Here is a 26414-nt window from a genome sequence, read left to right as displayed (position 1 = left end):
GGGACGCGGCGAGCGGTCGCGTATGCCTCGTTCACGCCCGTCCTAACGATGGTGACATTTCCCGCTATTCCCCGTCTTCTGAGTGAGATACGTCACGACCTGCGAACATGACCGTCCCGCCGTACCCCAGGAGGCCGGGTACGGCGGGACGACCGCTCGTGGCGGGGGACGCCGCCGGGTGTCAGGCGGCGACCGTGGTGGCCACCTCGGCCGGGCTGAGCGCGATGTCGAGGACCTCGCGCACGTCGCTCACCGTGTGGATGGTCAGCTCGTCGCGGACCTCCTGCGGCACGTCGTCCAGGTCGGGCTCGTTGCGGGCCGGGATGAGCACGGTCGTGATGCCGGCCCGGTGAGCCGCGAGCAGCTTCTGCTTGACGCCGCCGATCGGCAGCACCCGCCCGGTCAGCGAGATCTCGCCGGTCATCGCGACGTCGTTGCGGACCAGCCGCCCGGACAGCAGCGAGGCCAGCGCCGTAGTCAGCGTCACGCCGGCGGACGGGCCGTCCTTCGGCACGGCGCCGGCCGGGAAGTGCACGTGGACCGAGCGGTCCTTCAGCGCGGTGACCGGCAGCTCCAGCTCCGCGCCGTGGGAGCGCAGGTAGGACAGCGCGATGCGGGCGGACTCCTTCATCACGTCGCCGAGCTGGCCGGTGAGCGTGAGCCCCGTCTCGCCGGTCTCGGGGTCGGCGAGCGACGCCTCGACGTAGAGGACGTCTCCCCCGGCCCCGGTGACGGCCAGACCGGTCGCCACGCCGGGCACGGACGTGCGCTGCTTGGCCTCGGGCAGCGACGACTCGGGCACGAACCTCGGCCGCCCGAGGTAGCCCACCAGGTCGTCATCGCCGACGGTGACGGGCAGCTCGTCCTTGGCCGCGACCTTGCGCAGGATGCGGGCCACCGACCGCTCCAGCGAGCGCACGCCCGCCTCACGCGTGTACTCGGCGGCCAGCCTGCGCAGCGCCGCCTCCTCGACCGTGACCTCCTCGGCCGTCAGCCCGGCCAGCTCGCGCTGCCTGGGCAGCAGGTGGTCGCGGGCGATGGCGACCTTCTCGTCCTCGGTGTAGCCGTCGAGCGTGACGACCTCCATGCGGTCGAGCAGCGGCCCGGGGATGGCCTCCAGGACGTTGGCGGTGGCCAGGAACAGCACGTCGGACAGGTCGAGCTCGACCTCGAGGTAGTGGTCGCGGAACGTGTGGTTCTGAGCCGGGTCGAGGACCTCCAGCAGCGCGGCCGTGGGGTCGCCGCGGTAGTCGGCGCCGACCTTGTCGACCTCGTCGAGCAGCACGACCGGGTTCATCGAGCCGGCCTCGCGGATGGCGCGGACGATGCGGCCGGGCAGGGCGCCGACGTAGGTGCGGCGGTGGCCGCGGATCTCGGCCTCGTCGCGTACGCCGCCGAGCGCCACCCGGACGAACTTGCGGCCCATCGCGCGGGCCACGGACTCGCCCAGCGACGTCTTGCCGACTCCGGGAGGGCCGGCCAGCGCCAGCACGGCGCCGCTACGCCGGCCGCCCACCACGCCGAGTCCCTTGTCCTGGCGGCGCTTTCGCACGGCCAGGTGCTCGATGATGCGGTCCTTGACGTCGGCGAGGCCGGTGTGGTCGGCGTCGAGCACGGTGCGCGCGCCGGTCAGGTCGTAGTTGTCCTCGGTGCGCTCGTTCCACGGGATGTCGAGGACGGTGTCGAGCCAGGTGCGGATCCAGCCGGTCTCGGGCGACTGCTCGGAGGTGCGCTCGAGCTTGTCGACCTCCTTGAGCGCGGCCTCGCGTACCTTGTCGGGCAGGTCGGCGGCCTCGACGCGGGCGCGGTAGTCCTCCTCCTCGCTCTCGGCGGCGTCGCCGTTGAGCTCCTTCAGCTCCTTGCGGATGGCGCTCATCTGCTGGCGCAGCAGGAACTCGCGCTGCTGCTTCTCCATGCCCTCCTGGACGTCCTTACGGATCGTCTCGGCGACGTCGAGCTCGGCCAGGTGCTCGCGGGACCACTCGATGAGCCGGGCCAGCCGCTCGGCCGGGTCGGCCTGCTCCAGCAGCTCGACCTTCTGGGCGGTGGTGAGCCAAGGGGTGTAGCCGGAGCTGTCGGCCAGCACGGAGGGGTCGTCGATCTGGTTGACCTGGTCGACCACCTGCCAGGCGCCGCGCTTCTGCAGGATGGTGGTGGCCAGCGCCTTGTACTCCTTGGCCAGCTCCTGGGCGCGCTCGCCGGCGGCGACGGTGTCGATGCTCTCGGCCTCGACCCACAGTGCGGCGCCCGGGCCGGTGGTGCCGGTGCCCACGCGGACCCGGTCGACGCCGCGTACGACGGCGGCGGGCTCACCGCCCGGCAGCCTCCCGACCTGCTCGACGACGGCTCTGACGCCGATCGCGCCGTAGCGGCCGTCTATGCGGGGAACGAGGAGGACCCGTGGCTTGTTGCCACCGGATGCACGGGCCGCCTCTATCGCAGCGCGCACCTCGGAGTCGGACAGGTCCAGCGGAACCACCATGCCCGGCAGGACGACGGCGTCGTCGAGCGGCAGGACCGGGAGGATCAAGCTCTCACTCATGCGAACTCCAAAGGGTTGAGTTATACCGACTCAATTCATCGGAGCCGCGCATTGTTCCCTTCCTTGCCGATGTTCGCTCACGGCGATCGTAATGTTGTAAGCCATACCTGAGGGTGACCCAGAATCAGACCCTGGTGTGACGACGCCCGGCAACCCCCTCTTCTACTCTTGAGCAGGCGTATTCCCCGCCTCTTCGTTGCTCACCGGAGGGCGGGGCCGGACCGGGCGGGGGGTGTCGTGAGCGAAGGGGTGGTGCGGCGGGCGACGGGGGCGGTGGTGCGGCCGCTCAAGCTCGCCCTCTACCGGGGCGACGCCGATGCGCCGCCCGCCCGGCGCAGGCTGACCTTCCGGATGCCGCAGTGGCTGTGGCCGGTGATCCCGGCGCGCACCGTCAACCTGGTGCAGGTCGCGGACCTGGTGCTGGCGTTCGCTCTCTACGGGCTGACCGTCTCCATGATGCTCGACTGGAACGCCGAGGCCGCCTTGCTCCGGCCGCACGGCGGCACCCGGGTGCCCATCCTCGACGCCTATGCCTACCTGGCCGCGCTCGGCGTCGCGCTCCCCGTGGCGCTGCGCGACCGGTGGCCGCTGGCCGCCTGGCGGGTGGCGGCCGGGGCGATGCCGCTCGTGGTGTGGGTCGACGGCAGCCTCGACTCCGGCCCGCCGCCCTACCCGTGGACGACGGTGGTCGGCTACCTCATGGTGCTCTACTCGGTCGCCGTGCGTTGCGAGCGGCGGATCACGGTGGGCGTGTGGATGGTCGCGATGCTGGCCGCGTGGATCATCCACCCCGACTCGATGCCACTGACCGGCGTGTTCGTGACGATCGCCGCGGCGTTCGGCTACAACGTACGCGTGCGGCGCAGCGCCATGGCCAAGCTCGTCGAGGAGGAGCAGCGCGTCAAGGCGGCCGAGAGCGCGCAGGCGGTGCTGGAGGAGCGGGCCCGCATCGCCCGCGAGCTGCACGACGTGGTCGCCCACCACATGTCGGTGATCGCCATCCAGGCCGAGGCGGTGCCGCTCAAGGCGGCGGGCGACCCGGCCCAGCTGGAGGCGGGGCTGGCCGAGATCCGGGGTCTGTCCCTGGAGGCGATCGCGCAGCTCCGCCAGGTGCTGGGCGTCCTGCGCGACCCCGCGGGGCGGGCCGACACCGCGCCGCAGCCGGGGCTCGACCGCGTCGACGAGCTGATCGCCAACGCCCGCGCGGCCGGGCTGGCGGTGCTGGTCAGGCGGAGCGGAGAGCTCAGCGGGCTGCCGTCGGCGGTGGAGCTGTCGGCGTACCGGATCGTGCAAGAGTCACTGTCGAACGTCATGCGCCACGCCCCCGGCGCCGCCGTGGCCGTCGACATCACCCGCACCGCCGACACCCTCCACCTGACGATCGCCAACGGCCCCACCCCCGCCCGCGCAGCCACACCCCGCAACCCACCGGCCATCGAGGCCGGAACGCCCCACGAGCCCATGAGCCAAGGCGAGCCGCACGGCGCCATGTCAGGCAGCAGAAGCGCCCCGAACGGCACCGGCGCCCTTGAGGATGCGAGCGGCCGGGGCCTTCTGGGGAGCAGGGGCGATGCGGGCAAGGCCGTCAGCCTCGACGATCCGGGCGGACGCAGTGGCCGGGCCAACACCGGCGACCCGATCCGCATCCACGACCTCAGTGACGCAGCCGGTGGGGGCCACGGACTCGGTGGGGGCCACGGACGCGGTGACGGCGGATCAGGTGGCGGAGACAGCCAGGGGGGCATGGCCGACACCGGCGGCCTGGGCCGCACGCGCGGCCTCAGCGACACGCGCGGCCTTGGCGAACCGGGGGGCGGGGGTGGCTTGGGTGACGTCGGCGGGCTGGGGCGGACGGGTGCCGCGGGCGACGCCCACGGCGGAGATGGGCCGGGTGGTGAGGTGGGGCGGGTGCCGGTGAGCGGGAGCGGGCAAGGGCTCGTGGGGATGCTGGAGCGGGCGGTGCTGCTGGGTGGCACGCTGGAGGCGGGTCCGGTGCCCGGCGGCGGGTTCGAGGTGCGGGCCACGTTACCGATCACGGGGAGGGAGAGCGCGTGATCAGGGTGCTGATCGCCGACGACCAGGGCATGGTGCGCACCGGGTTCACGGTGTTCCTGAGCGGCCAGCCGGACATCGAGGTGGTGGGCGAGGCGGCCGACGGGCGCGAGGCCGTCGAGCGGGCCGCCGAGCTCAAGCCCGACGTGGTGCTGATGGACGTCCGCATGCCGAACATGAACGGCCTGGAGGCCACCAGGGAGCTGATGGCCCTGGGCGGCGCGACCAAGGTGCTCATCCTGACCACGTTCGACCTCGACGACTACGTCTACGAGGCGCTGCGGGCGGGGGCGAGCGGGTTCCTGCTCAAGGACGCGTCGGCGACTCAGCTCGCGGAGGCAGTCCGTGTGGTCGCCGCCGGCGAGGCGCTCATCGCGCCGGCCGTCACCAAGCGGCTCATCACCGAGTTCGCCCGGCTCGGCTCCCCTCGCCCGGTGCCGGGCCGGCGGCTCGACGAGCTGACCGAGCGGGAGACCGAGGTGCTCCTGCTGGTCGCCCAGGCGCTGTCCAACCAAGAGATCGCGGAGAAGCTGTTCGTGGCCGAACAGACGGTCAAGACCCACGTGGGCCGCGTCCTGATGAAACTGGGCCTGCGCGACCGCGCTCAGGCCATCGTCTTCGCCTACGAAAGCGGCCTGGTCCGCCCCGGCGAGTAACGTCTGGGACGGATGCCGGACCGCGCAACCTCCAGGCGCGAACGTCGGCCTGAGGCAACTCTCGAAAGACGGACGCCAGACAGCGCAACCCCCAAGCGCCAACGCCGACCTGAGGCAACCGCCGAAAGACGACGCCGGCGCGGGCCGTCCCGACGACACCAGGAGCTGGGCCCTCCCGGCCGAAGCCGAGCGCGGGGTTTCTCCTGGGGCGGCCGTCCCGATCAGCGGTATCGACGCGGTGAGCAGGATGCCGTCCCGTCGGCACGTGGCGGGAGCTGGGTCCGGTGCCGCTGCTGAGGGGAACCGGCGGGAGATCCGGGAAGAGGGGGCGGGTGGGGTGGTTTTCTGGGCGTGGGGTCAGGTCGTACAGTCGGCGGGTGGATCCTGTTGACCTTTTTCGTCAGGTGGCGGCCACCGTGCCTGCTTACGGCGAGTTTCTTGCCGAGCATCACGTCGATCCGGCGAAGGTGACGACGCCGGCGGAGTTCGCGGCGTTGCCGATGACGACCAAGGACGGTTATATCCGTCGGTATCCACTCCCCGATCTGTGCAGGGGCGGGGTGATCGGGGACATGATCGCGGTGTCGTCGGGGTCCACCGGGGAGCCGTCGTTCTGGCCGCGGTCGGTGGCGGATGAGCGGGTGATCGCGGATCGGTTCGCGGAGGTGTTCGACGCGTTCAGTGCGCGGGAGCGGCGGACGCTGGCGGTCGTGTGCTTCGCTCTAGGCACCTGGGTGGGCGGGCTGTTCACGGTGAGCTGCTGCCGGCAGCTGGCCGAGCGCGGCTATCCGGTCACGGTGGTGGCGCCGGGGACCGACCGGCGGGAGATCCGGCGGGTGCTGCCCGAGCTGGCCCCGCACTTCGACCAGGTCGTGCTGCTGGGCTACCCGCCGTTCCTGAAGAACGTGATCGACACCGAAAACCTGCCGTGGCACGCGTGGGACCTCAAGCTGGTGACGGCGGGCGAGGTGTTCAGCGAGGAGTGGCGGGCGCTGGTGGCGGAGCGGGCGGGCATCGCCGATCCGCTGCGGGGCATCGCCTCCCTGTACGGCACCGCCGACGCGGGCGTCCTGGGCAACGAGACGCCGCTGTCGGCGGAGATCCGGCGGTTCCTGGCGGCCAGGCCGGAGACGGCGCGGGAGTTGTTCGGCGAGTCGCGGCTGCCGACCCTCGTCCAGTACGACCCCGGGGTGCGGTATTTCGAGGAGCACGAGGGGACGCTGCTGTTCTCGGGGGACAACGGTGTGCCGCTGATCCGGTATCACATCGCGGATGAGGGTGGCGTGCTGCCCTACGACAGGCTCCTGTCGTTCGTCGGGGAGCGTGGGTTCACGCCGTCGATGAGCGGGCCGGAGCGGCCGTTCGTGTACGTGTTCGGCCGCAGCCACTTCACGGTCTCCTTCTACGGCGCGAACGTCTACCCGGAGAACGTCGCGGTCGGTCTGGAGCAGCCGGAGGTGAGCGGGGCGGTGACCGGCAAGTTCGTGGTGGAGGTGGGCGAGGACGAGCGGCGTGACCGGTTCCTGACGGTCACGGTGGAGCTGATGCCCGGCGAGCGGCCGTCGGACGAGTTCGCCGACGCGGTGGGCGGGGCGGTCCTGGGTCAGCTGCTGCGGCTGAACAGCGAGTTCGCCGCCTACGTGCCGGCCGATCGGCAGCGGCCGTTCGTCCGGTTGCGGGAGGCCGGCGACCCGGAGTACTTCCCTCCGGGCGCCAAGCACCGTTACACCCGCTGACCGCCAAGAGGAGGCGTGTGCGGGGGCCTGTCCGGGCGGGCAGGCCCACCCGTGGGGCCGTCAGCCGGAGCGCACCCGCGCGGGTCAGTTCACCAGGGCGGCGGCGATGCGGTTCTCGGCCCAGGGGACCATGAGGAAGCCGCGTTTGACCGTCAGCACCTGCACCCCGGCCGTCCACGACTGGATGCCCGGTACGGAGGCCAGGGTGCGGGAGGTGAAGTGGTGGAGGTCGGCGGTGGTGGGGACGATGACCTCGCAGATGAGCGAGGCCTGCCCGAGCACGGACGCGATCATGCGGACGCCGCGCTCGCCGGACAGCCGCTCGGCCACGCTGTCCTGCATGCTCGGCTCGACCGACAGCCAGAACAGGATCTCGGCCTCGTAGCCGAGTGCGGCGGCCGGGATGAATGCGGTGACGCTGGCGCAGCCGCGATCGAGCATGGCTTCGAGGCGCCGCCTGGCGGTGCTCTCGCTGATGCCGAGCCGGCGCCCGACGGACTGGAAGCTGGCCCGGCCGTCGTCGCGCAGGGCGGCCAGCACCTCGCGGTCGACGTCGTCGAGGTGCCCGCGCTCGCAGGTGTGGAGCGGCCTGGGCGTGGCGAACGCGGCCGCCTGGGGCCCGAGCAGGGGCGCGCTCCAGTCGTAGCTCACCTTGTACGTGTGCAGCACCAGGTCGGCGTTGCTCTGCTGCGCCCCCGGAATGGTGTGGACGAAGTCGACCAGCATCGAGTAGAGGTCGCGGTGCTTGGGCGCGACCAGCTCGAACACGATGTCGTAGCCGCCGGTGACGATGGTGACGTACCGGATGTCGGGGTTGGCGGCGAGCAGCCCCGCCACCCTGAGCTGGCTGCCGGGCGCGCAGGTCAGCCGGACGAGGAACACGTGGACCGGCCCTTCGTGCTCCAGGTGCGGCAGCACCGCGACCCGGGCCAGGCCGGCGCCGAACAGGTGCTGGGCCCGCCGCGCCACCGTCGTGGTGGAGGTGCCGATGAGCTGGGCGATGTCGGTCCAGCTCGCCCGGCCGTTCACGTGGAGCGCGGCGAGGATCTTGCGGTCGAGGTCGTCGAGATCTTCCATCGGGGGCATCATCGCGCGATCAGGGCCGTTCTCGCACCTGTCCTGAGCCACCGGTCAGGGCCCGGGCGAGGAAGTCGCGGACGGTGGCCTCCCACAGCTCGGCCTCCTCGACCTGCGGCGAGTGGCCGGACTTCTCGAAGATCCGCAGCTCGGAGCCGGGGATGAGGCGGGCGATGGTCTCGCTGCACTCGGGCGGCGTGATCCAGTCGTGCCGGCCGACGGTGATGAGGGTCGGCGCGGTGATGCCGGGCAGGAGGTGCTTGATGTCGTAGTTCGGCTGGTTGTGGGCGAAGGCGTAGTTGTGCGTCTCGTAGTGGTACGGGGTGGCGGCCACGCGCTGCTCGACCTTGGCGGGGTCGTAGTCGTGGTCGTACAGGGGGAGGATCTCGCGCCAGCAGTCGCGCAGGTCGTCGTCGTCGCGCACGGTGCCCGCCATGATGCGGTCGAGCTTGTCGCGGTCGATCGCCACGCGGGAGGAGGCGGCGGCGTTGCGGATGGCGAGGTCCTGGTTGCCGTTGTCGGCCGAGGTGTCGCGCAGCACGACGGCGGAGACGCGGTCGGGGTGGCGGGCGGCGTACTCCATGGCGATGAAGCCGCCGTACGAGCCGCCGGCGATGACGACCTGCTCGGCGCCGATCCACTCGCGCAGCGCCTCGACGTCGGCCACCCACTGCTCGTGGGTGAACGGCCCGGTCAGGCCGCTCGCCCCGGAGCCTCTGGCGTCGAAGACGACCACCCGGTAGGCGTCGGCGAGGCGGCCGAAGCTGGCCTTGGGCTCGGCGAGTGAGCCGAGCCCGGGGGCGCCGTGGTGGGCGATGACGACGTTGTCGCCGTCGCCGAGTATCTCGACGTTGAGGCGGTTGCCGTTGATGTCGACGTGCACAGGGGTCCTCTCAGATGGCCGTCAGATGACGATGTCGGTGAGCTCTCGGGGGTACGCGGTGAGCCGGCGCGGCCCCGACTCGGTGACGAGCACGGTGTCGGAGATGCGGTAGCCGGCGTGGCCGGGCACGTAGACGCCGGGCTCGCTGGACAGGATCATGCCGGGGGCGAGTTCGGTGGCGTCGCCGTCGGACAGCCACGGCGGCTCGTGGAAGCCGAGCCCGATGCCGTGCCCCTGGCGGTGGCGCAGGTGCGCGCCGTAGCCGGCCTCCTCGATGACGGCCAGGCAGCGGCGGTTGACCTCCTCGCAGGTGGCGCCGGGGACGAGCGCCTCGGTGCCGATCTCCTGCGCCTCGCGTACGGCCTCGTAGTAGCGGGCCTGCTCGGGGGTGGGCTCGCCGATGACGAACGTGCGCTCGCTCTCGACGAACCGGCCGCCGACGGCGCAGCCGAGGGAGAGCATGAACGTCTCCCCCGCCTTCAGCCGGTCGCCGCCGGGCAGGCGGTGCGGCTGGGCGGAGTTGGGGCCGCCGTAGACGAGGCCGCCGGTCAGCATGGGGACGACCACGACGTCCTCGTGGGAGGCGTACATGAGGCGGGAGCCGTAGGAGATGACGTGCCCGGCCAGCTCGGTCTCGGTGGGCAGCTCGCCACTGTCCTCGACGGCCTGCCTGACCAGCTCGACGCCGGCCTCGATCATCCGGTCGGCGATGCGGGCGGCCTCCTCGTGCAGCGCGATCTCCTCGGGGAGCTTGCGCAGCCGCACCTGGCCGACGGCGTCGGAGACGCTCCACCGGGTCCCGGGGAACGCCGCCGCGAGCGCCGCCGTACGGCCGATGGAGGTGGAGGAGGCGTAGGCGGCCGTGGCGGGGGCCGGTACGTGCGCGGCGAGCACCGCGAACGGCGAGCGCACGCCGGGGAACTCGGGGTAGGCGCGGATCTCGGCCCTGGCGTCCTGGTCGGCGGCGTACTCGCGTTCGAGGTCGGGCACCAGCAGCACCGGGTCGCCGTCGAGCGGCAGCCAGCAGGCGACCGGCCGCTCGTTCGGGAAGTGGTGGAAGCCGGTGAGGTAGGCGACGTCGAGCGGGTCGTCGAGCAGGAGCGCCGAGAGCCCGTCCGCGGCCATGCGGGCGCGTACCCGGTCGAGGGCGCCCGCGTAGAAGGAGGCCGGCAGCTTCTGGGAGAAAGTCATGTGTCGCTCCTGTGGTTGCGGGCGTCGTTGTAGGCCACGGACAGCAGCGTCGTCGACAGAACCAGCAGCAGGATCGCCAGCGACGGGAACAGCGTGGTCCACCAGGCGGAGGCGAGCGCGCCCGACTGCTGCGCCTTGTGCAGGATCGTGCCCCACGACCAGCTGTTGGGGTCGCCCAGGCCGAGGAAGGACAGCCCGGCCTCCGACAGCACGGCGCGGGACGTGGTGAGCACGACGGACACGCCGACGACGGGGACGACGCCGGGCAGCAGGTGCTTGCGCACGATCCACAGCGACGAGCCGCCGACGACCTTGGCCGCGGACACGAACGGCATGGGCACGATGGCCAGCGCCTGCGAGCGCACCACGCGGGCCACCTCGGGCCAGCTGAACAGCGCGATCACCACGGCCAGCGTGCGCACGCTGGGCCCGGCCAGCGCCGCCACCAGGATCATCAGCGGCAGCACGGGCAGCGACAGCGACAGGTCCACCAGGACGCCGAGCGGGGTGTCCAGGCGGCGGAAGTACGCGGCGCTGACGCCGATGAGCAGGCCGATGACGATGGCGAGGACCGAGGCGCTGACCCCGACCGCCATGCTGACCCGCGTACCCCAGACGACCTGGGCGAACACGTCCTGGCCGATGTCGTCGGTGCCGAACCAGTGGGCCGCGGAGGGCGGCTGGGAGGTGTCGGCGCCGTATCCCTCGGGGAAGGGCGCGATGAGCGGCGCGAAGATCGCGACCAGGAGCATGAGGAGCAGCACGACGGCGCTGGCCATGCCGAGCGGGTTGCGGCGGAAGGAGCTCCAGGTCCGCGCGCGGGGGGTGAGCTCCGCTGCGATGGCGGTCATGAGGTGCGCACTCTCGGGTCGAGGATGCCGTAGGCCACGTCCGTGATGAGGTTGGCCACCACGACGGCGGCCGCCAGCAGCACGAACGCGCCCTGCAGCACGGGGAAGTCGAGCTGGCCGACCGCCTCGTAGATGGCGCGGCCGATGCCCGGGTAGGCGTAGATGGTCTCGGTCAGCACCGCGCCGCCGACCAGGGTGCCGAGCTGCAGGCCGGCGATGGTGGTGGTGGGCAGCAGCGCGTTGCGCAGCGCGTGCTTCCACACGACCTTGCCGGGCCGTACGCCCTTGGCCTTGGCCAGCGAGACGTAGTCCTCGCCGAGCGCGTCGATGAGCGTGGTCCGCATGGTCAGCACGTAGCCGCCGAGCTGGATGAGCACCAGCGACAGGCAGGGCAGCACCAGGTGGTGCACCATGCTGACGGTGGCGCCGATGCCGGTGGCGTCGAGGTCCACCGCGCCACCGATGGGGAACCAGCCGAGCCAGACGCCCAGCACGTACATGAGGAAGATGCCGACGCTGGGCACGAACAGCGACTGCGCGGTGACGCCGGTGAGCTGGATGACGCGGTCGAGCCAGCCTTTGGCCCTGGTGGCGGCGAGCACGCCGAGCGGGATGCCCAGCACGATCGTCACCGCCATGGCCGAGATGGTGAGGATCAGCGTCCACGGCAGCCGTTCCATCAGCACGGTCGTCACGGGGACCGACTGGCGGAACGACATGCCGAGGTTGCCGTGCAGGAGCTGGCCGAGGTAGTCGACGTACTGTGCGGCCAGGGGTTTGTCCAGGCCGAAGTCCGCGAGCAGCTTCTGGCGCAGCTCCTCGGTCATGTTCGGGTCGGCCACGGCCAGCACCGGGTCGCCCGGCAGCAGGCGGACCAGGAAGAACGTCACCGTGACCGCGAACCACAGGGTGAGCAGGCCGCGGGCCAGCCGGAGGCCGATGAACCTCATGCGATCATCCCGCCGGCTTCGCCGAGGCGAGGGAGAGCGGGTTGAGGATGGACAGCAGCTCGCTCGGCATCGGCTTGAAGCCGGTCCACTTCGCGGAGTACGCGATGTTGAACGTCTCCACGTACAGGACGTTGTCGTAGACCTGGTCGTGGATGATGCGGGCGGCCTCCTGGATCGGGGTCCTGGCCTCCTCGACGGTCAGCGCGCGCTGCGCCTTGTCGATGAGGTCGTCCAGCTTGGGGTCGGCGACCTGGGCGTAGTTGATGAACCCGCCGCTCTTGAAGGCCAGCCCCAGGTTGGCGGGCGGGTTGTCCATGACCGCCCACGACCCGGCGTAGATGTCGAAGTCCCGCTTGGTCGTCTTGTCCAGGTACGTGTTGCGCTCCAGGCCCTGCAGCTCGATCGTGATCCCGGCCTTCTTCGCCGCGTCGCGCACCATGGGCGCCCAGCGGGCGATGTTCGGGTCGGCCTGGTCGTAGATCATGCCGAGCTTCAGGTTGGTCTGCCCGGCCTCGGCCAGCAGCTTCTTGGACTGCTCGGGGTCGAAGGCGTACTCCTTCGAGCTCGGGTCGGCGTAGTCGGGCAGCGTCGGGGTCAGGACGCTGGAGTTGGAGGACTTGGCGAAGCCCTTGAGCGCGATGTTCCTGATGGCCTCGTAGTCCACGGCGTGGGCCAGCGCCTGCCGCACGCGGACGTCGTCCAGCGGCTTGCGCTTGGTGTTGTACTGCAGGTGCGCCCAGCCGAGCGACGGGATCTCCTGCAGCTTGATCTGGGCGTCGTTCTTCAGCTCGGCCGCGGTGGCGGGCGGCAGCACGTTGCCGATCATGTCGATCTCGCCGTTGCGCAGCGCCAGCACCTCGGTGTTGACGTCGGGGAAGACGCGGAAGACGACCTGCTTGACGGTCGGCTGGCCGGGCCCAAAGTCGTCGACGCGGTCCATGATGTAGCGCTGGCCGCGCTCGACCTTGGTCAGCTTGTACGGCCCCGCGCTCACCCAGTCCTTGTCGTTGGCGAACTTCTGCACGCTCGGCGCCTTCTCGAACACGTGCTTGGGCACGATCGGCAGCCAGAAGCCGACGTTGTCGAGGAACGTCCCGTCGGGGCGGCTCAGCTTGAAGCGCACCTCGGTGGGCGAGACGGCCTCGGCCTCGTCGAGGGCGGTGATGAGCCCGGCGACGACGCCGAACTTCTCCTTCTGCACGGCCGTCACCGCGAACACCACGTCGTCGGCGCTGACCGGCTTGCCGTCGGACCACTTCATGTCGTCGCGCAGCTTGACGGTGGCGCTCTTGCCGTCCTCCGCGTACGACCACTCGGTCGCCAGGTACGGGGTGCGCTTGCCGGCCTCGTCCATCTGCATGAGGTGCGGGTACATGAGGCTGGTGACCCACGAGTCCGTCCGGCTGTTGCCGACCAGCGGGTTGTAGTTGACGACGTCGGCGGTCGTGCCGATGGTCAGCCGGTCGGCCGAGGCCGGGGCGCCCTGCTCGGCGGACGACGGGGAGCCCGACTGGCCGGGCACGCTCGGGGCGCACGCGGCGATGCCGGTAAGTGCGGCGGCCAGCGCCGCGGCCAGGGTGACACGTCTCATCAGATCCAGACCTCTTCCAGCACCCGCATGACGTTGCCGCCGACGACCTTGGTGATCTCGTCGTCGGAGTACCCGTGGGCGACGAGCCAGGAGATGATGTTCCAGAAGCATTCGGCCGGGTTCTCCAGGCCGTCCACGTACGCGACCTTGTCGTAGTCGATCCCGGCGTGCGCCTCCCTGATTGACAGGTGGTCGGCGAACGTCTCGTGCAGCCCGACGTGGTCGCCGAACAACGTGTCGGGGCCGAAGGCCACGTGGTCGATGCCGACCAGGTCCACACAGTACGTGAAGTGGTCCATGACCGACTCCAGGGTGTGCCTGGGGTGGTCGGGCGACAGCGTGGTGTGCGGGGCCGCCTCCAGGCCGATGACGCCGCCGCGCTCGGCCGCCGCCTTGATGACGGAGTCCGGCTTCATGCGGTTCGTGGGCCAGACCGAGCGGGCGCCGGCGTGGGTGATGAGGATCGGCTTGGTGGAGTGCTTGATCGTGTCGAGCGAGGTCTGGTCGCCGGAGTGGGAGACGTCGATGGCGATGCCGAGCTTGTTCATGCGGCGCACGGCCCTCTCGCCGAACAGGGTCAGGCCGCCGTCGCCGCGCTCCTTCAGGCCGCTGCCGAGCGTGTTGGCCTCGCTGTAGGCGATGCCCATCTGCCGTACGCCGAAGCCGTACAGCATGTCGATCCTGTCGACCTCGTTCTCGATCATCGTGGCCGCCTCCAGGGCGAGCACGAGGCCCATGCGGCCGCTGCTGTGCGCCTCGTGCACGTCGGCCAGGCGCTCGACCTTGATGAGGTAGTCCTGGTGGGCGATGTCCGACAGGCGCATGCCGATGTCGGCGATCACGTCGTTCCACTTCCAGCCGGCCTGGCTGGTGACGCAGCAGGTGCCGTCCATGAGGTTGTCGAAGACGACCGTCATGCCGGAGCGGGCCAGGCCCTCGTAGCCGGTGCGGTGGCGGGCGGTGCGGTTGTAGTCGACGGTCTGGCCGATGTCGTCGGGGAAGATCGACGGGTGGTCGTGCAGGGAGACGACCAGGCTGTCGGTGAGCAGGCGGCGGACGCGCTCGGTCTGCTCGGTGGTGAGCTCGGGGCCCTGGTACGCGGGGACGCGGCCGATCTCAGGCGCCAGGTCGAAGTGCCGGTAGTCGACGCCCTCCTCCAAGTATTCGTACGAACGGTAGCCCTTGTAGCTCTTCGCGGCTTCCAGCATCTGGTATCCCCTCTTGTCCGATTGCCGGAAGTTTGCCAGGATCAGGCGCTAAAGACAATATCCAAGTTGTTTTTCGGCAACAGACGTCCAGTCAGCGCCAGCATTCGTCACAATCCAGAAGGGGGTGCGGTGAGCGAACCACCGGCCCTGGAGATCCGCGGCCTCCACGTCACCTTCACCGCCCAGGGACGCGAGATCCCGGCGGTCCGCGGGGTGGACCTGACCATCGAGCGCGGCCAGACGCTCGCGCTGCTCGGCGAGTCGGGCTCGGGCAAATCCGTCACCGCCAAAGCCGTCATGGGGCTACTCGACCAGCCGAACGCCCACGTACGGTTCGAGACGGCCAGGCTCGGCGGGCGCGACCTGCTCACCATGAACGCCGAGCAGCTCAGAGCGCTGCGCGGCAGCGAGATGACGCTCGTCTTCCAGGACGCGCTGTCCGCGCTCAACCCCGTGCTCAGCATCGGCGACCAGATCGGCGAGCTGTACCGCGTGCACCGCGGCCTGTCACGCAAGGAGACACGGGCCCGCTCGATCGAGATGCTCGACCTGGTCGGCATCCCCGCCGCCGCCAAGCGCATCGACGACTACCCCCACCAGTTCTCCGGCGGCATGCGGCAGCGCATCCTCGTCGCCATGGCGGTGGCGCTCGAACCCGACCTGATCATCGCCGACGAGCCGACGACCGCGCTCGACGTGACCGTCCAGGCGCAGATCCTGGAGCTCATCGACCGGCTGCGGCGCGAGCTCGGCACCGCGGTCCTGCTCATCACACACGATCTCGGCGTCGCGGCCGAGGTCAGCGACCGGATCGCGGTCATGTACGCCGGGCGCATCGTGGAGCGCGGCGAGGTCGGCGAGCTGTACGACCGGCCCGCGCACCCGTACACGGAGGCGCTGCTCGCCGCCATCCCCGACCTGGACAGCCCCGCCTCGGAGCTGCGCGCCATCCCCGGCGCGCCGCCCAGCCCCGCCGAGGTGCCGCCCGGCTGCTCGTTCGCGCCGCGGTGCGCGCGGGCGAGCGAGGTGTGCGGCACGACCCGGCCGCCGCTGACCGTCCTACCCGGCTCTGACCGTTCCGTCGCCTGCCACCACGCGGAGGAGATGCTCGATGGCGCTCTCACCTGACGCCGCCCCCAAGCCCCTCGAACAGCGGGGCGAGCCGGTGCTGCGGGCCACGAACCTGCACAAGACGTACCGCGGCGGCCTGCTGTCCAGGGGCGGCGCCGTACGCGCGGTGGCCGGCGTGGACCTCGACCTCCACCCCGGCGAGACGCTGGGCATCGTCGGCGAGTCCGGCTGCGGCAAGTCCACCCTGGCCCGCATGCTCGTCGGCCTCGAACGCCCCGACCAGGGCGAGGTCACCTTCCGCGGCCGGCCGTTCTTCACCAGGGGCGGCGTGCCGCGCGACATCAGGCGCCGCGTCCAGATGGTCTTCCAGGACCCGCTGACCTCGCTCAACCCGCGCATGACCGTGCACGACATCGTGGCCGAGCCGCTGCGGGTGCACCGCCTCGCGCCGAACTCCCGCGCCATGCGCGACCGCGTCGCCGAACTGCTCACCCTGGTCGGCCTGTCACCCGACCGGATGAGCCGCTTCCCTTACGAGTTCTCCGGCGGCCAGCGGCAGCGCATCGGCATCGCCCGCGCCCTGGCCACCGAGCCCGACGTGATCGTGTGCGACGAGCCGGTGTCGGCGCTCGACATGTCGGTGCAGGCTCAGGTGGTCAACCTCTTCGCCGAGCTGCAGCGGACACTCGGGGTGGCCCTGGTGTTCATCGCGCACGACCTGGCCGTGGTCCGGCACGTCTCGCACCGGGTGGGCGTGATGTATCTGGGCCGGGTGGCGGAGCTGGGCGCGGCGGCCGACGTCTACTCGGCGCCGGCGCATCCGTACACGATGGCGCTGCTGTCGGCGGCGCCCGTGCCGAAGCCGGCGCTGCGCGGCCGCTCCCGCATCATGCTGGCCGGCGACCCGCCGAGCCCGGTGGCGCCGCCCCCGGGCTGCCGCTTCCACACCCGCTGCTGGAAGGCCACCGACCGGTGCGCGGAGGTGGAGCCGGTGCTGGAGGACGTTTCCGGGCACTACGCGGCCTGCCATTACCCGGAACGCCCGTCTTGACGTGGGCTTTCCCGGGGTACCTGAGAGGGAGAGCAAGCTTTGCTGACACACTGTCGCCATCGGCTTGACGCCGCCCGCCGCCGTTTGTGACACTTCGTCATGAAACGTCAGCACGAGCAGAGGTGGGCCGTGACCTCGTCCTTCTCAGAAACCCTGCGGAACGCCACGTGGGCCGACCACGAATCCGCCGAGTCCGACGGCTACCTCTCCGCGCTGATGGCCGGCCGCCTGACCGAGCACGACTACGGCGAGATGGTGGCCCAGCACTACTTCGCGTACACCGCGCTCGACGGCGTCTCCCGCGAGCTGGCCGGCCACCCGGTGGCGGGCCGCTTCGTCTTCCCCGAGCTGTACCGCGAGCAGGCGCTCGAACGCGACCTCGCCACCATCTACGGCCCCGGCTGGCGCGAGCGCATCACCCCGTCGAAGGCCACCCGCACCCTCGTGGCCCGCATCCACCAGGTCGCCGACTGGCCGGGCGGCTACGTCGCCCACCACTACACCCGCTACCTCGGCGACCTGTCCGGCGGCCAGTTCATCCGCATGGAACTGCAGAAGATCTACGGCTACGCCAAGGGCGGAGGCGTCGACTTCTACATCTTCGACGACCTGGGCAGCCTCCCCCGCTTCAAGACGGAGTACCGCTCCCGCCTCGACGCCCTCGGCCAGGATCTGGACGACCGCGAGCAACAGCGCATGATCGCCGAGGTCCGCCTGGCCTACCAGCTCAACACCGAAGTCCTGAGTGACCTCCGCCACCTCGTCAAAACCGCCGCCTGACCCCGGTCAGGCGTACGGATCCCGCAGCGGCACGGCCCGCTCGGCGAACTCCTCGCGCAGCCGCCTCAGGCGCGGGCCCGCCTGGTAGTAGCGTCCCTTGGTCTCCCCGTACGGCTGGAGCCACTTCCTGGCGGCGAGCTCGCGCAGGTCGCGGGCGGCCTTGCCCTGGCTGAGGTCCTCGTCGGCCTGGTAACGGCTGCGCCGCAGCCGCCGGTTCACGAACGCCTCGTAGAGCGCCGACACGCACCGATCGTTCAGCCCGTCGGCGTCCACCTGCTCCTCCAGGTACGTCCAGATCTCGCCCGCCTCGGCCAGCCTGGCCGCCACCCGCTGCGCCTGCATGTGGTGCGCCCTGAGACAGAACCGCACCCAGGCGAGCGTGTCGCCGTGCGGGCTCCAGCGGCGCCGGCCGACCGCGCCCAGCACGTCGTAGTACTCGATGGTCGTGCGCTGCTGCCCGAGCCACTCCTCGATCGAGCAGAACTCCGGGGTCATGATCTGGTCACGGCCCAGGACCAGGGTCTGGAGGGCTCGCGACATGCGGCCGTTCCCGTCGCGCCACGGGTGGATGTTGACCAGGTTTAGGTGCGCCATCGCAGCCCGCACGTAGCTCGGCGCCTCCAGGTCGCCCTCGTTGAGCCAGGCGACCAGCTCGTCCAGGAGCGCGGGGACGAGCACGGCGTCCGGGCCCTCGTAGACGACCCGGCCGGATGAGAAGTCGCGCACGTAGATGGCGCCGGAACGGATGACGCCCGGAGACTGGGGGCCGTGATGGCCGATCATCATGAAGTTGAGTGCGTTCAGCAGGCCGGCGTCGTAGCGGAACGCCGGGGCGCGGGACAGCGACCTGATGTACGTCAGCGCCTGCTGGTACCCGGCGATCTCCTTGGTCACCGCATTCGACGCGTCCAGGGGCTCCTCCCCCGCCATGATGGATTGGACGTCCTCCACGCTGGCGCGGTAACCCTCGATCGCGTTGGAACCCTGGATCGCACGCGCCTGCAACTGCCTGCGCAACTGACCATCCCACCGGTGGGTCTCGGCCAACCGGTATTCAAGGTCCTGTCGCATGTCCTCGATCTCGGCCAGCACGACCTTGTCCGCCGCCTCAAGCGCAGGAGTCCCGTAGAGCATGCCGCCATGAAAGCATGAACGAATCATTCGGCCAAAGGAATGAATGATTCATCCATTATGTCGTTTCCCCGTGTCATGGGTGGCCGCGTTGGGCGGGAGCCGGGGCTTGGGGCGGCCTACGATGGGGGTATGCCCCGGATCAAGGCCGCCACCATCGGTGAGCATCGTGCTCAGACGCGCGACCGCATTCTGCAGGCCGTGTCGCGGTTGTCGCGGGTGCAGGGCATCGATGCGATCTCCATGACGGACGTCGCCCATGAGGCCGGGATCACCCGAACTGTTCTGTACAACTATTTTCCCGACAAGGCGGCTCTGCTGCTGGCGTTCACCGAGCGGGTGACGCACTACTTCATCGAGAGTTACGAGCGGGAGCTGCCGGTCGGGGCGTCCCCGTCCGAGCGGCTGCGAGGGTTCGTGCGGCTGCAGTTGGCCGGGCTCGTTGCTCATCCGCATCCCGGGGCCGCTGATCTCAGTGCGGCTCTGGGGCCTGATGCCTATCAGCGGCTGGCCGAGCATGTCGCGCCCATGCAGCGGGTGCTGGTGGACATCCTGGAGAGCGGGGTCGAGGCCGGTGAGTTCCGGGTGCTCGACGTCGCGGCCACCGCCCGGATGGTGCTCGCGGTCATCGGGGCTGAGCGGGTGCCGCTGATCAGTGGTGAGGTGACGGTGGAGGCGGCCGGGGAGCTGGTCTCCGAGTTCGTCTTGAGGGCCTTGGCCCCTCGGTCGCATGAGTGATCCGGCCGGGCAGGTCAACGGGCACGTCGCCGTCAAGTCGGCTCGGGGGCGGTGGATTCTCGGGGCCACGGTGCTCGGGTCGGGGCTGGCGCTGCTCGACGGCACTGTGGTGAACGTGGCGCTGCCGTTCCTCGGCCGCGAGCTCGACGCGCAGATGGATGGGCTGCAGTGGACGGTCAACGCGTACACGCTGACGCTGGCCGGGCTCATCCTCCTGGGCGGGTCGCTCGGTGACCGGTACGGCCGGCGGCGGATCTTCCTGGTCGGCGTCGTCTGGTTCGCGATCGCCTCGGCGCTGTGCGGCCTGTCGCCGAACATCGAGGTCCTCATCGCGGCACGCGCCCTGCAGGGCGTCGGCGGGGCGCTGCTGACGCCGGGCTCGCTGGCGATCATCCAGGCCAGTTTCGTGCGCCACGACCGGCCGCGCGCGGTGGGCGTGTGGTCCGGGCTGGGCGGCGTGGCGAGCGCGGTCGGGCCGCTGCTCGGCGGCTGGGTGGTGCAGACGGCCGGCTGGCGGTGGGCGTTCCTCATCAACCTGCCGTTCGCGGTGCTCATCGTGATCGTCACGCTGCGGCACGTGCCGGAGAGCCGGGACGAGGAGGCCGCAGGGCGGTTCGACGTGCTCGGATCCGTGCTGGCGGCGCTGGCGCTGGCCGGCATCACGTATGGGCTGATCCAGCAGGGCGCGGCGGTGCCGCTGGTCGCAGGGCTGGTGCTGGCGGCGGCGTTCGTGGTCGTCGAGGTGCGCAGGTCGCCGGACGCGCTGGTGCCGGTCGGCATCTTCCGCGACCGGGTGTTCACGGCGGTGAACATCGTGACGCTCGTCATGTACGCCGCCATGGGCGTGGTGTTCTTCCTGCTGGTGGTGCAGCTCCAGGTGGTCTCCGGGTTCTCGCCCATCGCGGCCGGGATGGCGATGCTGCCGGCGACGATCCTGATGATGCTGCTGTCGGCCAGGGCCGGCGAGCTCGCCAAACGGTACGGCCCGCGCCGCCCCATGACGATCGGGCTGCTCGCCGCGGGCGGCGGCTTCCTGGCGATGAGCACGATCGGGTTCGGCGCCTCCTACGCCTTCCAGGTGCTGCCCGCGGTCGCCCTGTTCGGGCTGGGACTGTCGGCCACGGTCGCGCCGCTGACCGCGACCGTGCTGGCCTCGGCCGACGAGCGGCACGCCGGCATGGCCAGCGGCGTCAACAACGCGGTCGCGCGGACCGGCGGGCTGCTGGCGGTGGCCGCGGTGCCGCCGCTGGTGGGGCTGGTGGGCGACGCCTTCCAGAACCCGCCGGTCTTCGACGCGGGGTTCAGGACGGCGATGCTGATCTCGGGGGCGATGATGGTCGTCGCGGCGGTGCTCACGTGGGTGACGATCAGGTCGAACGTGCTGGCCGCCGACTGACCGGAGCGCTAGAAGGTGAAGCGCTGGCTGCGGACGCTGTTGTCGAAGTTCGACAGCAGCAGCTCGGGCTCGCCCACCGTGCGGATCTCGGGCAGCCGGGTGAGCAGCTCGCGGAACATCGTCCGCATCTCCTGCCGCGCGAGGTTGGCGCCCAGGCAGAAGTGCGGGCCTGGGCCGCCGAAGCCGACGTGGGGCTTGGTGTCGCGGGTGATGTCGAACGCGTCGGGGTCGGGGAAGACCGTCTCGTCGCGGTTGGCGGAGCCGTAGAAGAGCACGACCTTGTCGCCCTTCTTCAGCTCCAGGCCGCGCAGCGAGTAGTCCTGGGTGACCGTGCGGCGGAACTGCATGATGGGCGAGACGTAGCGGACCATCTCCTCGATGGCGCCGTTGACGTGGCTGTCGAAGTCGCTCATGAGCAGCTCGCGCTGCGCGGGGTTCTCGGTGAGCAGCCTGATGCCGTGGGCCATCGTGTTGCGTGCGGTCTCGTTGCCGGCCACCAGCAGCAGCGAGAAGAACGAGCCGAGCTCCTTGTCGGTCAGCTTCTCCCCGTCGGGGTTGGCGTTGACCAGCAGGGACACCAGGTCGCCCTTGGGGTCGGCGGCGCGCTCGTGGCCGAGCTTGATGACCATGCGCTGGAGGGCGAACAGCGCCATCATGTTCTGGCCGGCCATCTGGACGGTGCGGGCCAGGCTGGGGCGCACGCCGGTGTAGGCGGTGGAGATGTCGACGTGGCGGTGCACCTGCTCGCGCAGCTCCTGCGGGATGTCGAGCATGTCGCAGATGACGTGGATGGGCAGCCGGGCGGCCACCTGGGAGACGAAGTCGCGCGGGCCGTCCTTCACGACGTCGTCGACGATGCGGGCGCACGCGGCCTCGATGTCGCTCTGCAGGCCGGCCAGCATCTTCGGGCTGAACGAGCGGGTCACGATGCGGCGCAGGCGGGCGTGGCGCGGGTCGTCCATGTTGACCATCGACTCGCCGAACACCTGCTTGACCCAGCCGGGCGGCTCGGGGTTGGTGACGGCCGGCTCGCTGGAGAAGACCTTCGCGTTGCGGCTGGCCTCGACGACGTCGGCGTGGCGGACGAGGGCGTAGAAGCCCTTGCCGGAGCGCAGGAACGGCACCTTCTTCTCGGGGAAGAACACCGGGTGCTCCAGTTGCCGGAGCCGGGCGAAAGCCTCATTCCGCTCTTTCAGCGGCTTGCCCCAGAAATCCAGATCGGCGAGGTCGATGTCCACCGTCCTATCCTGGCACGGTCCCACGCCGCTCCGGCCATCGACGGCCGTACCGGAAACCCCTGCCGCCACGGGGCCCGCGCGACCCGGACACGGATGTGCATCCTGCCCTTCTGGCGCGTTCTCGCGGCGTTAAGCCCCAATTCGCGCCGTCTGGTCTTACTGGCGGTATGAACGCGCTGCTCGCCGCTCTCCTGGTCCTCCCCCTCGCCTCAGGTACGGCTCCCGCCGCCGCCCGCGCGTGCGGCGGGCACCCGCTGGACTTCGACGCCGACGGCCGCCCCGACCTCGCCGTGGCCGCCCCGTACGCCCACGACAGGGCCGGTTCGGTGACCGTCATGTACGGGTCGGGTGAGCGCGTCGAGCTGACCCAGGACGGCGCGGAACCGGGCGACGCGTTCGGGTCGGCGCTGGCCGTGGGCGACTTCAACGGGGACCGCTGCGCCGACCTCGCGGTGGGAGTGTCGGAGGAGTTCACCGGCGAGCGGGTGCCGGGCGGCGACGGCAACGGGGTGGTCCAGGTGTACGACGGCTCGCCTCGGGGGCTCGTACCAGGAAGGGAGCTGGCACTGGCCAGGCCGTCCAGCGACCGGTTCGGCGCGGCGCTGGCGGCCGGCGACCTCGACGGCGACGGCAGGGACGAGCTGATCGTGGGCGCGCCGAGCCACCGCTCGGGCGGCCAGGTCACCGTGTACGGGCTCAAGGGCCGCAAGCCGGTCGCGGTCAGCCAGAAGACCTCCTGGGTACGGCAGCGCGCCGCCGTCACCGACCAGTGGGGCGCCGCCCTGGCGACCGGCGACTTCGACGGCGACGGCAAGGACGAGCTGGTCGTGGGGGCGCCCGCCGACAGCGTGCGGCAGGACGGGCAGGGCTCGGTCACCGTCGTCGACGTACGGGCGCGGCGGGCGCGCCTGCTCACCCAGGCCACGCCCGGCATCCACGGGGCCGCGGAGAAGTGGGACGGGTTCGGCGCCGCCCTGGCCACCGGGGACTTCAACGGCGACGGCAGGGCCGACCTCGCCATCGGCGTGCCCGGTGAGGGCATCACCGAGAACCAGCGGGCCATGGACTACGGGGACGGCGCCGTGGACGTGCTCTACGGGTCGGGCGGCGGGCTGCGTACGGACAGGACCGAGGCGTGGTCACAGAACAGCCTGGACGGCCGCCCCCGCTACTACGACCGGTTCGGGACGGCGCTCGCCGCCGCCGACCTCAACGGCGACGGCGTGGACGAACTGGCCGTCGGCGTGCCGGGCGAGAAGGCCGTGCAGGTGCTGGCAGGACGCCGGTCGGGCGGGCTGACGCGCGAGGGGAACCTGCTGGTCAAGGGCAAGGGGCAGGACTTCGGCGCGTCGGTGTCGGCGCTGCCGGGATGGGAGCGGTACCGGTCGCTGTCGGCGCAGCGCCGTCCCGTGTACGGGCTCGTGATCGCCTCCCCCGACCAGGGCCTCGTCATGTACGCGCCGGGCCGGCGCGGCTCGGACCGGGTCAGGCTCGGCAAGCTCCGCCGCCTCGCCGAGGGCACCGGCCTGTACGGCTACGCCTTCGGCTGACCTGGGGCAGGCGAGAGCCGGAGGGGGTCAGGGGCGGGCGTCGAGGGGCAGGAGAACGCGGAACAACGCGCCCTTGCCCGGCTCCGCTTCGGCCATGACGATCCCGCCGTGCGCCTCCACCAGCGTCGCCGCGATCGACAGCCCCAGCCCCGACCCGCCCGCGCTGCGTGCCGGATCGGCCCGGTAGAAGCGTTCGAACACGCGCTCCGCCACCTCGGGCGCGAACCCCGGCCCCTCGTCGGCCACCTCCACCACGGCGTGGTCGCCGTCGGCCCCCACCCGCACCTGGAACGGGGTGCCCGGCGGGGTGTGGGTGAGCGCGTTGGTGACGAGGTTGTTGAGCACCTGTCCGAGCCGGGTCTCGTCGCCGGTGACGACGACCTCGCCGTCGCCGCCGAACAGGCGTACCAGCTCGATCCGCCGGTCGGGCGCGAGCGTCTGGGCGTCGATGACGGCGGTGGCGCACAGGCTCAGCAGGTCCACGGGCCGCATCGCCAGCTCGCGCCGCTGGTCGAGCCTGGCCAGCAGCAGCATGTCCTCCACCAGCAGCCCCATCCTGGCGGCCTGGCCCTCGATGCGGCCGAGCAGCCGTACGGCCTCGTCCAGGTCCTTGGTCTCCCCCAGCCGGTACAGCTCGGCGAACCCCCTGATCGAGGTGAGCGGCGTGCGCAGCTCGTGGGAGGCGTCGGCCATGAACCGGCGCATCAGCTCCTCCGAGCGGCGGGCGGCGGTCGCGGACGCGCGGGCCGACTCGGCGGCCTCCTCGCGCTCGCGCACCGCGCTCTCGATGCGGGCGAGCATGGTGTTGAGCGAGCGGCCGAGCTTGCCGACCTCGGTGGTGCCGGCCCAGAGCGGCACGCGGCGCGACAGGTCGCCGCCGGCGATGTCGTTCGCGGTACGCGCGATCTCACCCAGCGGGCGCAGGCTTCTGCGTACCAGCCAATAGCAGAGGAGCCCGAGCACGGCCAGCGTGCCGCCGCCGCCCACCGCCACGATGAGGGCGAGCTGGGAGACGGTGGCGTCCACCTCGCCGAGGCTGATGGCCATCATCCTGGTCTGGCCCGCGCGGGTGGGCACGGCGATGACCCGCCAGTTCGGACCGCCCGCGACGGTCGACTCGACGGTGAAGGGGCGCCCGTCGCGGACGCGCACCTCGGGGCCGGTCAGCCGGGGCAGGGCGGGCGTGTGCTCCTCGGTGGACTCGCTGAAGGTGCGCACCAGCTCGCCGCTCGGGTCGAGGACGACGCCGTGGAACAGCCCGAAGAAGCGCTGCGGCCGCCCGTCGGGGCGCGGGTCGACCGGCGGCAGCGTCTCGCGCGGCACGGCGGCCACGTGGAGCTGGCGATCGACGCGTTCGACCAGGTAGTTGCGCAGCAGCCGCACGGCGAACAGGCCGGTCAGCGTGATCGCGAGGGTGACCAGCAGCAGGGTGGCCGAGACGAGCCGCAGCCAGAGCGGCGCCCTGGACAGTTGTCTGCGTATCTTCCTCATATGCGGGGCGGGCGCAGGATGTAGCCGACGCCGCGCAGGGTGTGCAGGTATTTCTGCTCGCCGGTGTCGATCTTGCGGCGGAGGTAGGAGACGTACGACTCGACGAGCCCGACGTCGGTGCGCCAGTCGCCGTTCCAGACGTGGTCGAGGATCTGCTTCTTCGACAGCACCCGTCCCACGTTGAGCATGAAGTAGCGCAGCAGGCGGAACTCGGTCGGCGAGAGCCGGACGAGGACGCCGTCGCGCCAGACCTCGTGCGTCTCGTCGTCCAGCTCCACGTCGGCGACCCTGAGCCGGTTCGGCGGCGGGGCGCCGCGGCGGGTCCTGCGCAGCACGGCCCTGATGCGCGCGATGACCTCCTCCAGGCTGAACGGCTTGGTCACGTAGTCCTCGCCGAGCCCCAGCCCGGCCAGGCGGTCCTCAGGCGTGTCCTTGGCGGTCACGAACAGCACCGGAACCCGGCGGCCGCGGGACCGCAGCCTTCCCGCGACCGCCAGGCCGTCCAGATCGGGCAGCATCACGTCGAGCATCACCAGGTCCGGCGTGCTCTCCTCGGCCACCCGCAGCGCCTCCTTGCCGTCGGCCGCCGTCAGCACCTCGAACCCGGCCATGCGCAGGCTGGCCGAGAACAACTCCCTGATGTTGGGCTCGTCGTCGACCACCAGCAGCCTGGCCTCGGGCTCGCTCATCGCGGGCCGCCTCCCCGGGCGGCGGGGCCGCCCTGCGTGATGGAGGCGGCGGTCACCGTGCCGTCCGCGTCCGGCGTGCCGCGCACCACGATCGTGACGCCCGGCTTCAGGTCGGCGACCTTGCCCGGCCTGGAGATCTGCACGGCGGTCTCGCCGGTGGTGGCGACGGTGACGCTCTCGCCGGTCACGGTCTTCAGGTGGACGGTGCCGTCCTCGACCTTCTCGACCGTGCCGGTCGTGCCGCCGCCGAAGCCGCCCGGCCGGCGGCCCTCCCTGCCCACGCCGCCCGGCCGCTCGCCGGACGCGGCCTGCCGTGACGGGCCCGCCTGCGGCGTGCCCAGCGACCGGCCCGGCGAGCCGCCCGAGCCGCCCGACGAGCCGAACGCGCTGTGCGCCTGGATGCCGATGAGGATCCCGGCCACCAGCACGACCCCGGCGCCCAGCGCGAGCGTGACCTTCGACAGGCCCCTCGCCGGCCGGACGGCGAGCTCCTCCCGCAGGTCGCCGGGGAACGGCGAGGAGTCCAGCTTGTCCAATGTCCC

The 26414-nt window shown here is 71.3% G+C and carries 21 protein-coding genes and 2 pseudogenes; 10 read left to right on the top strand and 13 right to left on the bottom strand.

The genetic code is table 11. From position 1 onward, the window contains the following. Positions 1 to 181 precede the first annotated feature (181 nt). On the bottom strand, positions 182 to 2542 hold the full coding sequence (lon, locus tag AB0K28_RS08210) for an endopeptidase La (RefSeq protein ID WP_345402072.1): 2361 nt from the start codon (positions 2540 to 2542) through the stop codon (positions 182 to 184). Between the two features lie 351 nt (positions 2543 to 2893). On the opposite strand from lon, the pseudogene AB0K28_RS08205 reads away from it, so the two are divergent. The 4 genes and pseudogenes from AB0K28_RS08205 to AB0K28_RS08190 form a co-directional block, all read left to right on the top strand. After that, a pseudogene (locus AB0K28_RS08205) lies at positions 2894 to 3664 on the top strand (histidine kinase); the annotation flags it as partial. A gap of 798 nt (positions 3665 to 4462) precedes the next feature. Next, a pseudogene (locus tag AB0K28_RS08200) lies at positions 4463 to 4597 on the top strand (sensor histidine kinase); the annotation flags it as partial. Beyond that, positions 4594 to 5250, top strand: coding sequence for a response regulator transcription factor (locus tag AB0K28_RS08195; RefSeq protein ID WP_364366590.1), 657 nt, complete (start codon positions 4594 to 4596; stop codon positions 5248 to 5250). The pseudogene AB0K28_RS08200 and the gene AB0K28_RS08195, both read left to right, overlap by 4 nt. Before the next feature lie 377 nt (positions 5251 to 5627). Continuing rightward, the gene (locus AB0K28_RS08190) at positions 5628 to 6986 is read left to right on the top strand and encodes a phenylacetate--CoA ligase family protein (protein WP_364366588.1); all 1359 of its coding nucleotides are present in this window, start codon (positions 5628 to 5630) and stop codon (positions 6984 to 6986) included. An 84-nt stretch (positions 6987 to 7070) separates the two neighbouring features. On the opposite strand, the gene AB0K28_RS08185 is transcribed toward AB0K28_RS08190, so the two are convergent. Genes AB0K28_RS08185 through AB0K28_RS08155 form a run of 7 tightly spaced genes read right to left on the bottom strand, consistent with a single transcriptional unit; the run spans position 7071 to position 14737 of the window. Further along, positions 7071 to 8063: an Lrp/AsnC family transcriptional regulator gene (locus AB0K28_RS08185; RefSeq protein WP_345402063.1), complete on the bottom strand. Its 993-nt coding sequence runs from the start codon at positions 8061 to 8063 to the stop codon at positions 7071 to 7073. Positions 8064 to 8082: 19 nt separating this feature from the next. Next, positions 8083 to 8946, bottom strand: a complete 864-nt coding sequence (locus tag AB0K28_RS08180) for an alpha/beta hydrolase (protein WP_345402060.1) — start codon at positions 8944 to 8946, stop codon at positions 8083 to 8085. A 21-nt stretch (positions 8947 to 8967) separates the two neighbouring features. After that, positions 8968 to 10137: a Xaa-Pro peptidase family protein gene (locus AB0K28_RS08175; protein WP_364366583.1), complete on the bottom strand. Its 1170-nt coding sequence runs from the start codon at positions 10135 to 10137 to the stop codon at positions 8968 to 8970. Further along, entirely contained in the window at positions 10134 to 10988 is an 855-nt protein-coding gene (locus tag AB0K28_RS08170) for an ABC transporter permease (protein WP_345402051.1), read from the bottom strand. Before AB0K28_RS08170 ends, AB0K28_RS08175 begins: the two co-directional genes overlap by 4 nt. Continuing rightward, a complete protein-coding gene (locus AB0K28_RS08165) occupies positions 10985 to 11938 on the bottom strand; it encodes an ABC transporter permease (RefSeq protein ID WP_345402048.1) in 954 nt (317 codons plus the stop codon). Before AB0K28_RS08165 ends, AB0K28_RS08170 begins: the two co-directional genes overlap by 4 nt. A 4-nt stretch (positions 11939 to 11942) precedes the next feature. Beyond that, complete coding sequence (locus AB0K28_RS08160; RefSeq protein WP_364366579.1) at positions 11943 to 13529, bottom strand: ABC transporter substrate-binding protein; 1587 nt, start codon at positions 13527 to 13529, stop codon at positions 11943 to 11945. Continuing rightward, a complete protein-coding gene (locus AB0K28_RS08155; protein ID WP_345402042.1) occupies positions 13529 to 14737 on the bottom strand; it encodes a membrane dipeptidase in 1209 nt (402 codons plus the stop codon). Before AB0K28_RS08155 ends, AB0K28_RS08160 begins: the two co-directional genes overlap by 1 nt. A gap of 129 nt (positions 14738 to 14866) precedes the next feature. Between AB0K28_RS08155 and AB0K28_RS08150 the strand changes: the two genes are divergently transcribed. The 3 genes from AB0K28_RS08150 (at position 14867) to AB0K28_RS08140 (ending at position 17639) form a co-directional block, all read left to right on the top strand. After that, positions 14867 to 15865 (top strand): ABC transporter ATP-binding protein, encoded by a 999-nt coding sequence (locus tag AB0K28_RS08150; protein WP_364366576.1) that lies wholly within the window; start codon positions 14867 to 14869, stop codon positions 15863 to 15865. Further along, a complete protein-coding gene (locus AB0K28_RS08145; protein ID WP_364366573.1) occupies positions 15849 to 16859 on the top strand; it encodes an oligopeptide/dipeptide ABC transporter ATP-binding protein in 1011 nt (336 codons plus the stop codon). The genes AB0K28_RS08150 and AB0K28_RS08145 overlap by 17 nt, the downstream gene beginning before the upstream one ends. Positions 16860 to 16988: 129 nt before the next feature. Beyond that, complete coding sequence (locus AB0K28_RS08140) at positions 16989 to 17639, top strand: biliverdin-producing heme oxygenase (RefSeq protein WP_364366570.1); 651 nt, start codon at positions 16989 to 16991, stop codon at positions 17637 to 17639. A gap of 6 nt (positions 17640 to 17645) precedes the next feature. Here the strand turns inward: AB0K28_RS08140 and AB0K28_RS08135 are convergent, their stop codons facing one another. After that, a complete protein-coding gene (locus AB0K28_RS08135) occupies positions 17646 to 18773 on the bottom strand; it encodes a Fic family protein (protein ID WP_364366567.1) in 1128 nt (375 codons plus the stop codon). A 129-nt stretch (positions 18774 to 18902) separates the two neighbouring features. Between AB0K28_RS08135 and AB0K28_RS08130 the strand changes: the two genes are divergently transcribed. Both AB0K28_RS08130 and AB0K28_RS08125 read left to right on the top strand, forming a co-directional pair. Next, a complete protein-coding gene (locus AB0K28_RS08130; protein ID WP_345402029.1) occupies positions 18903 to 19508 on the top strand; it encodes a TetR/AcrR family transcriptional regulator in 606 nt (201 codons plus the stop codon). After that, positions 19501 to 20904: an MFS transporter gene (locus tag AB0K28_RS08125; RefSeq protein ID WP_364366564.1), complete on the top strand. Its 1404-nt coding sequence runs from the start codon at positions 19501 to 19503 to the stop codon at positions 20902 to 20904. Before AB0K28_RS08130 ends, AB0K28_RS08125 begins: the two co-directional genes overlap by 8 nt. An 8-nt stretch (positions 20905 to 20912) precedes the next feature. On the opposite strand, the gene AB0K28_RS08120 is transcribed toward AB0K28_RS08125, so the two are convergent. Next, positions 20913 to 22142 (bottom strand): cytochrome P450, encoded by a 1230-nt coding sequence (locus AB0K28_RS08120; protein WP_364366561.1) that lies wholly within the window; start codon positions 22140 to 22142, stop codon positions 20913 to 20915. 167 nt (positions 22143 to 22309) lie between these two features. Between AB0K28_RS08120 and AB0K28_RS08115 the strand changes: the two genes are divergently transcribed. Beyond that, the gene (locus tag AB0K28_RS08115; protein ID WP_364366558.1) at positions 22310 to 23692 is read left to right on the top strand and encodes an FG-GAP-like repeat-containing protein; all 1383 of its coding nucleotides are present in this window, start codon (positions 22310 to 22312) and stop codon (positions 23690 to 23692) included. A gap of 27 nt (positions 23693 to 23719) precedes the next feature. Here AB0K28_RS08115 and AB0K28_RS08110 read toward each other — a convergent pair whose 3' ends face one another. From AB0K28_RS08110 to AB0K28_RS08100, 3 genes are read right to left on the bottom strand one after another with little or no spacing between them, the layout of a single operon-like run. After that, complete coding sequence (locus AB0K28_RS08110; protein WP_364366555.1) at positions 23720 to 25183, bottom strand: HAMP domain-containing sensor histidine kinase; 1464 nt, start codon at positions 25181 to 25183, stop codon at positions 23720 to 23722. After that, positions 25180 to 25872: a response regulator transcription factor gene (locus tag AB0K28_RS08105; RefSeq protein ID WP_345402017.1), complete on the bottom strand. Its 693-nt coding sequence runs from the start codon at positions 25870 to 25872 to the stop codon at positions 25180 to 25182. The genes AB0K28_RS08110 and AB0K28_RS08105 overlap by 4 nt, the downstream gene beginning before the upstream one ends. After that, positions 25869 to 26408: a hypothetical protein gene (locus AB0K28_RS08100; RefSeq protein WP_364366552.1), complete on the bottom strand. Its 540-nt coding sequence runs from the start codon at positions 26406 to 26408 to the stop codon at positions 25869 to 25871. Before AB0K28_RS08100 ends, AB0K28_RS08105 begins: the two co-directional genes overlap by 4 nt. Between the last annotated feature and the right edge of the window lie 6 nt (positions 26409 to 26414).

It is taken from the genome of Nonomuraea sp. NPDC049504, assembly GCF_040676845.1.
Classification (GTDB): Bacteria; Actinomycetota; Actinomycetes; order Streptosporangiales; family Streptosporangiaceae; genus Nonomuraea; species Nonomuraea salmonea.
The sequence above is the reverse complement of the archived record's forward strand: the minus strand, read 5'-3'. Positions and strand labels throughout refer to the sequence as shown.

Coding starts and splice junctions, on each gene's coding strand:
- AB0K28_RS08105 (WP_345402017.1), bottom strand. CDS start 25,872: ATGAGCGAGCCCGAGGCCAGGCTGCTGGTGGTCGACGACGAGCCCAAC.
- AB0K28_RS08175 (WP_364366583.1), bottom strand. CDS start 10,137: ATGACTTTCTCCCAGAAGCTGCCGGCCTCCTTCTACGCGGGCGCCCTC.
- AB0K28_RS08130 (WP_345402029.1), top strand. CDS start 18,903: ATGCCCCGGATCAAGGCCGCCACCATCGGTGAGCATCGTGCTCAGACG.
- AB0K28_RS08145 (WP_364366573.1), top strand. CDS start 15,849: ATGGCGCTCTCACCTGACGCCGCCCCCAAGCCCCTCGAACAGCGGGGC.
- AB0K28_RS08165 (WP_345402048.1), bottom strand. CDS start 11,938: ATGAGGTTCATCGGCCTCCGGCTGGCCCGCGGCCTGCTCACCCTGTGG.
- AB0K28_RS08125 (WP_364366564.1), top strand. CDS start 19,501: ATGAGTGATCCGGCCGGGCAGGTCAACGGGCACGTCGCCGTCAAGTCG.
- AB0K28_RS08170 (WP_345402051.1), bottom strand. CDS start 10,988: ATGACCGCCATCGCAGCGGAGCTCACCCCCCGCGCGCGGACCTGGAGC.
- AB0K28_RS08160 (WP_364366579.1), bottom strand. CDS start 13,529: ATGAGACGTGTCACCCTGGCCGCGGCGCTGGCCGCCGCACTTACCGGC.
- AB0K28_RS08135 (WP_364366567.1), bottom strand. CDS start 18,773: ATGCTCTACGGGACTCCTGCGCTTGAGGCGGCGGACAAGGTCGTGCTG.
- AB0K28_RS08185 (WP_345402063.1), bottom strand. CDS start 8,063: ATGGAAGATCTCGACGACCTCGACCGCAAGATCCTCGCCGCGCTCCAC.
- AB0K28_RS08110 (WP_364366555.1), bottom strand. CDS start 25,183: ATGAGGAAGATACGCAGACAACTGTCCAGGGCGCCGCTCTGGCTGCGG.
- AB0K28_RS08115 (WP_364366558.1), top strand. CDS start 22,310: ATGAACGCGCTGCTCGCCGCTCTCCTGGTCCTCCCCCTCGCCTCAGGT.
- lon (WP_345402072.1), bottom strand. CDS start 2,542: ATGAGTGAGAGCTTGATCCTCCCGGTCCTGCCGCTCGACGACGCCGTC.
- AB0K28_RS08155 (WP_345402042.1), bottom strand. CDS start 14,737: ATGCTGGAAGCCGCGAAGAGCTACAAGGGCTACCGTTCGTACGAATAC.